At 39.2% G+C, this 4774-nt stretch carries 8 protein-coding genes; 5 read left to right on the forward strand and 3 right to left on the reverse strand.

Annotated features, from left to right (window positions below; translation table 11 throughout):
* The 5 genes from F6K40_RS38815 to F6K40_RS38835 form a co-directional block, all read left to right on the forward strand.
* Positions 1-1292, forward strand: a 1292-nt coding sequence (locus F6K40_RS38815) for a calcium-binding protein (RefSeq protein WP_293145213.1), incomplete at its 5' end; no start/stop codon positions are given.
* A gap of 95 nt (positions 1293-1387) precedes the next feature.
* Positions 1388-1612: a hypothetical protein gene (locus F6K40_RS38820; RefSeq protein ID WP_293145216.1), complete on the forward strand. Its 225-nt coding sequence runs from the start codon at positions 1388-1390 to the stop codon at positions 1610-1612.
* A gap of 165 nt (positions 1613-1777) precedes the next feature.
* Entirely contained in the window at positions 1778-1909 is a 132-nt protein-coding gene (locus F6K40_RS38825; RefSeq protein WP_293145219.1) for a hypothetical protein, read from the forward strand.
* Between the two features lie 28 nt (positions 1910-1937).
* The gene (locus tag F6K40_RS38830; protein ID WP_293145216.1) at positions 1938-2162 is read left to right on the forward strand and encodes a hypothetical protein; all 225 of its coding nucleotides are present in this window, start codon (positions 1938-1940) and stop codon (positions 2160-2162) included.
* Between the two features lie 92 nt (positions 2163-2254).
* Positions 2255-2392 (forward strand): hypothetical protein, encoded by a 138-nt coding sequence (locus tag F6K40_RS38835; RefSeq protein ID WP_293145222.1) that lies wholly within the window; start codon positions 2255-2257, stop codon positions 2390-2392.
* Positions 2393-2470: 78 nt separating this feature from the next.
* Here the strand turns inward: F6K40_RS38835 and F6K40_RS38840 are convergent, their stop codons facing one another.
* The 3 genes from F6K40_RS38840 to F6K40_RS38850 all read right to left on the reverse strand — a co-directional run bounded on the left by F6K40_RS38840 (position 2471) and on the right by F6K40_RS38850 (position 4675).
* Positions 2471-3298 (reverse strand): class I SAM-dependent methyltransferase, encoded by an 828-nt coding sequence (locus F6K40_RS38840; protein WP_293145225.1) that lies wholly within the window; start codon positions 3296-3298, stop codon positions 2471-2473.
* A gap of 979 nt (positions 3299-4277) precedes the next feature.
* Positions 4278-4469 (reverse strand): hypothetical protein, encoded by a 192-nt coding sequence (locus tag F6K40_RS38845; RefSeq protein WP_293145228.1) that lies wholly within the window; start codon positions 4467-4469, stop codon positions 4278-4280.
* Positions 4466-4675: a hypothetical protein gene (locus F6K40_RS38850; RefSeq protein ID WP_293145231.1), complete on the reverse strand. Its 210-nt coding sequence runs from the start codon at positions 4673-4675 to the stop codon at positions 4466-4468. The genes F6K40_RS38845 and F6K40_RS38850 overlap by 4 nt, the downstream gene beginning before the upstream one ends.
* Positions 4676-4774 lie beyond the last annotated feature (99 nt).

Raw genomic sequence — 4774 nt, forward strand, 5'->3', positions numbered from 1 at the left:
TGGTGGATGGAGACCGAATATTAGTAGCTAATGGTTCTTTGCTGGATTTTGAAAATAATACGACTCATACGATTACTGTTCGGACGACTGATAGTGGAGAACCCGCAGAAAGTTTTGATGAACAGGTGACTATTAATGTGACTGATGTGGATGAGACACCAACCCCAAGCAACAACCAACCTACAGATATATCTCTAGATAACAATACTGTGGCAGAAAATAGTGAGAATGGAACAGTGGTAGGTACTCTGACTACAACTGACTCGGATACTGATGATACTCACACTTATACATTATTGGATGATGGGGATGGTCGTTTTGTGGTGGATGGAGACCGAATATTAGTAGCTAATGGTTCTTTGCTGGATTTTGAAAATAATACGACTCATACGATTACTGTTCGGACGACTGATAGTGGAGAACCCGCAGAAAGTTTTGATGAACAGGTAACTATTAATGTGACTGATGTGGATGAGATTCCACCAAATAATAATATTATTATTGGCACTCCAGGTAGCGATCTCCTCACGGGAACAGATAATGGCGACACTTTTATCGATTTTGGAGGTGATGATATTTATATTATTAATAACAGTGCAGATATAATTATCGAAGAGGGTAATGCTGGTATTGATACTGCTGAGTCTAGTATTACCTATCGTTTACCAGGGAATGTGGAAAACCTGGTGCTGACTGGGGAAAATATTAACGGTTCTGGAAACTATGAAAATAATTATATTGCAGGTAGTGATGGTGACAATAAAATACTAGGAGGTCGAGGTAACGATACCCTTTTAGGAGCGAGTGGAGCAGATACAATTATTGGAGGTATTGGTAATGATATTTTGTTAGGAGGAGCAGGTAACGATATTTTAGAAGGGCGGTTAGGTAGCGATCGCTTAAATGGTGGAGCAGGTAACGATACTCTGAATGGAGGTGCGAGTAAGGATAAATTTATTTTTAATAGTAACCAACCTTTTCAAGTGGAGGATCTTGGTACAGATATTATTACTGACTTCCAGGAAGATAGCGATAAAATTTTGTTAGACCGAGATACATTTACAGCTATTAATAGTTTGTCTGGTGAAGGTTTTAGTATTTTTGAGGAGTTTGAGGTTGTTAGTAGTGACGCACAAGCGGAAACTGCAGTAGGAGTTATTATTTATAATGAGACAAATGGTAATTTGTTCTACAACTCGGATGGTGTAGCAAATGGTTTTGGAGGAGGAGGTTTATTTGCGAATGTTACTAATACTCCTGAGTTGGAAAGTTCTGATTTTCAGATTAGATAATGGTGTAGCAAATAATTTTGGAGAAAGAGATTTATTGGCAAATTTTGCTAATATTCCTGAGTTATAAAGTTCGGAAAATCAGATGAGATAGTAGTGTGGAAAAAACCTCGCCTCCCCAACCCTTTTTCCTGGTAGGGAAGGGGGAGTATCTCTCTCCTTTTTTTGCGAAAATAGCAGTAGGAGTGATTTTTGATAATCAGACAAATAGTAATTTTTTCTACAACCAAAATGGTGTAGCAAATGGTTTTGGAGAAGGAGATTTATTGGCAAATTTTGCTAATATTCTTGAGTTAGAAAGTTCGGAAAATCAGATGAGATAGTAGTGTGGAAAAAACCTCGCCTCCCCAACCCTTTTTTCTAGAAATTTTGGGAAAGTATCTCTCTGCTTTTTTTTCGGAAATCACAGTAATAGTAGTGTTGAAAAAACTTAACTCTCTAACCCTCTTTCCTAGGAATTTTGGGAAAGTATCTCTCTGCTTTTTTTTGTGGAAACTGCAGTAGGAGTGATTTTTGATAATCAGACAAATAGTAATTTTTTCTCTAAGCAAAATGGTGTAGCAAATAATTTTGGAGAAAGAGATTTATTGGCAAATTTTGCTAATATTCCTGAGTTATAAAGTTCGGAAAATCAGATGAGATAGTAGTGTGGAAAAAACCTCGCCTCCCCAACCCTTTTTCCTGGTAGGGAAGGGGGAGTATCTCTCTCCTTTTTTTGCGAAAATAGCAGTAGGAGTGATTTTTGATAATCAGACAAATAGTAATTTTTTCTACAACCAAAATGGTGTAGCAAATGGTTTTGGAGAAGGAGATTTATTGGCAAATTTTGCTAATATTCTTGAGTTAGAAAGTTCGGAAAATCAGATGAGATAGTAGTGTGGAAAAAACCTCGCCTCCCCAACCCTTTTTTCTAGAAATTTTGGGAAAGTATCTCTCTGCTTTTTTTTGCGGAAATAAAAGTAGGAGTGATTTTTGATAATCAGACAAATAGTAATTTTTTCTACAACCAAAATGGTGTAGGAAATAATTTTGGAGAAGGAGATTTATTGGCAAATTTTGCTAATATTCCTGAGTTAGAAAGTTCGGAAAATCAGATGAGATAGTAGTAGGGAGGGGTCGGGGGAGAGGTCTTCCGGGATACTCGCTCCTTACCCATAATTTTTGACTTCCGTGAAACGTTATTATACTTTCTGAGCAACCTGAAGTACAGACAAGAAAGAAACGTCAATAGAATCTCCATGATAATTGTGCAAACTTGTCCTCAAATTTGCAAATAAAGTCTGACGTTGCTCTGAGTCCATTGCAATGTAGGGCGATAGGGTGCTAAGAAGTTCTATATAATCATCAACTTTATAAGTTACTTCACATATTAATTCTTCCGAAACCAAGTTTTGAAACTTACCAGAGTCGGTAACTTTATTTCCCAGACTGCTAATATTTTTTTGATGAGTAGCGATCGCTTCATATCCTTTTATATCTGGTGCGTAGGTTTGATAAATTGGCTCTAATAATTTCTGATAAATTTCTTGAGTTGGTTGGGGTGGAACATTCCAGAGCAAAATTAAATATCCCTCAGTTTTTAATGCTTCGGCAGTTTTGATACAAGCAACTTCCGAGGATATCCAGTGAAAAGAAGTAGCGGCAAGTACGGCATCAAACTGACTTTTTTCTAATTCCCATTCCTCAAAGGTAGTGTTGATGATTTTCACTTTTTCATAAGGAGCGCAGTTTCTCGCCAGTATTTGACAAAATTCTGCATTGGGTTCGACGCAGACTAGAGAAAAACCTAGTTCGGCAAAAGTGGTCGTTGCTGTTCCGGTGGCAGAACCTATTTCTAAAATTTTGGCATCCGTAGAAAGTTGAGCTATTTCTACGGCACGTCTGACTAATTTTTCAGGATAACGAGGTCTAGTTCTGTTGTAAGCATCTGCTATTTGACCGTACCATTTAGATTTTTCTTCTAGGTTGAAGTCTTGGTACCAGTTATTTTTCGGTGAGCGATCGAGCATAATTTTAAAGTTAGAAGTTAGAAGTCAGAAGTTAACTTTCCTGGCGAGAAGTCCCGCGCTCTCCATCCCCCCTAACCCCCCTTGGAAAGCTATGCTTTATAAACATCTTTCTCTTTTCATAAAACTTGACAACATAGAGGAGTTATGTTTAAGTCTTGAATCGGCTTTTTCAGGAGAAAAGAGTATTTTTCAATACACTTTTTTATGAATGTAGACAGAATTCTTCCTCCCCCTCCTCCCCATCCGGACCACCCTCCCACAAGGGTTTCAAGAGTTACTTATAAGGGATAGCTTGGAAAGGGGGGAGGGGAGCGTCGGGATTAAAGCCAGGGCCAGGATTCGGATACCTTCATAAGTTAAAGGAATGTTGCCCAAGACACAAGCTAGGAGCATTTTGTTATCATCAATGTCAACACAGGGGGAGGACATCACCTCTGTCATGCTCCGCGGTCAGGGTTTCCCAGACGCTCAGAATCCCTATTTTTCCATCCCCCCTAACCCCCCTTTGAAAGGGGGGAATAGAAGGGCAGCGTCGGGAGTATGTCAAAAATCGTAGGTTGGGTTGAGGAAGTGATATCAAATCCGGTTAAACAGTTATAGATTGCTCAACTCAGGAGTAGTCAGGAGTAGTAGGGGCTTTCCGGCCGTTTCGCTCCGCGACATGAAACGCCCGTACAGGAGTTAGGAGGAGAGAGAACCATAAAGATTTAGTAGTTATGAAGATAGGAGATTTTTTTCATGTCCAATCAAACGGATTTGATATGAAAGCCAACAAAAACTTTGAAGTCAGGAGCCAGAAGTTAAAAATTGGGCGTTGCTGAACCAAGGTATGAATCTTTGTAGAAAAGGGAAATCCCATCTTTTACTTCATAAACTCTAAAACTGGCGTTGCATAAATGCGGGATGATTTTAATAGTTTTGTGGAATGGGCATCTTGCCCGTTCCTGATATTTTTGGACAGGCAGGATGCCCGTCCTACTTAATATTCATCCCTTAATTCAGCAACGCCTAAAACTATAATTCCAATGCACACTCCCCACACTTCCCACACTTCCCACACTTCCCACACCTCCCACACCTCCCACACTCCCCACACTAATTCATCCCGCAAATATGCAACGCCAAAAATTGAATATGGATCGAGGCTTTGTTGCACAAGTAGGAAGCTCAAAATTTTCTACCTAGGGCTTGCTGATTAAATCTAAAAGTATTTACAGATAAAGGTTTTAGCCATTTTAAGTCGTGAAAAAATATGAGTTTTTCGGTTAAAAGAGCTGCATAAAGTAAGAATTTTGGGATAACGCGACGCAGAAAAATCAAGGAAAAATTATTTATCCTACAATCCCAGTCTTCCCACACTTCCCACACTTCCCACACTCCCCACAGCTCCTACATCTCCCACACTCCCCACACTAATGCAGCCCGAAATTATGCAACGCCAAGAATTGAATATGGATATAGGCTTTGTTGCACAAG

Origin of the sequence: Okeania sp. SIO3I5, assembly GCF_010672085.1 — a bacterium.
Taxonomy (GTDB): domain Bacteria; phylum Cyanobacteriota; class Cyanobacteriia; order Cyanobacteriales; family Microcoleaceae; genus Trichodesmium.

Coding starts and splice junctions, on each gene's coding strand:
- F6K40_RS38840 (WP_293145225.1), bottom strand. CDS start 3,298: ATGCTCGATCGCTCACCGAAAAATAACTGGTACCAAGACTTCAACCTA.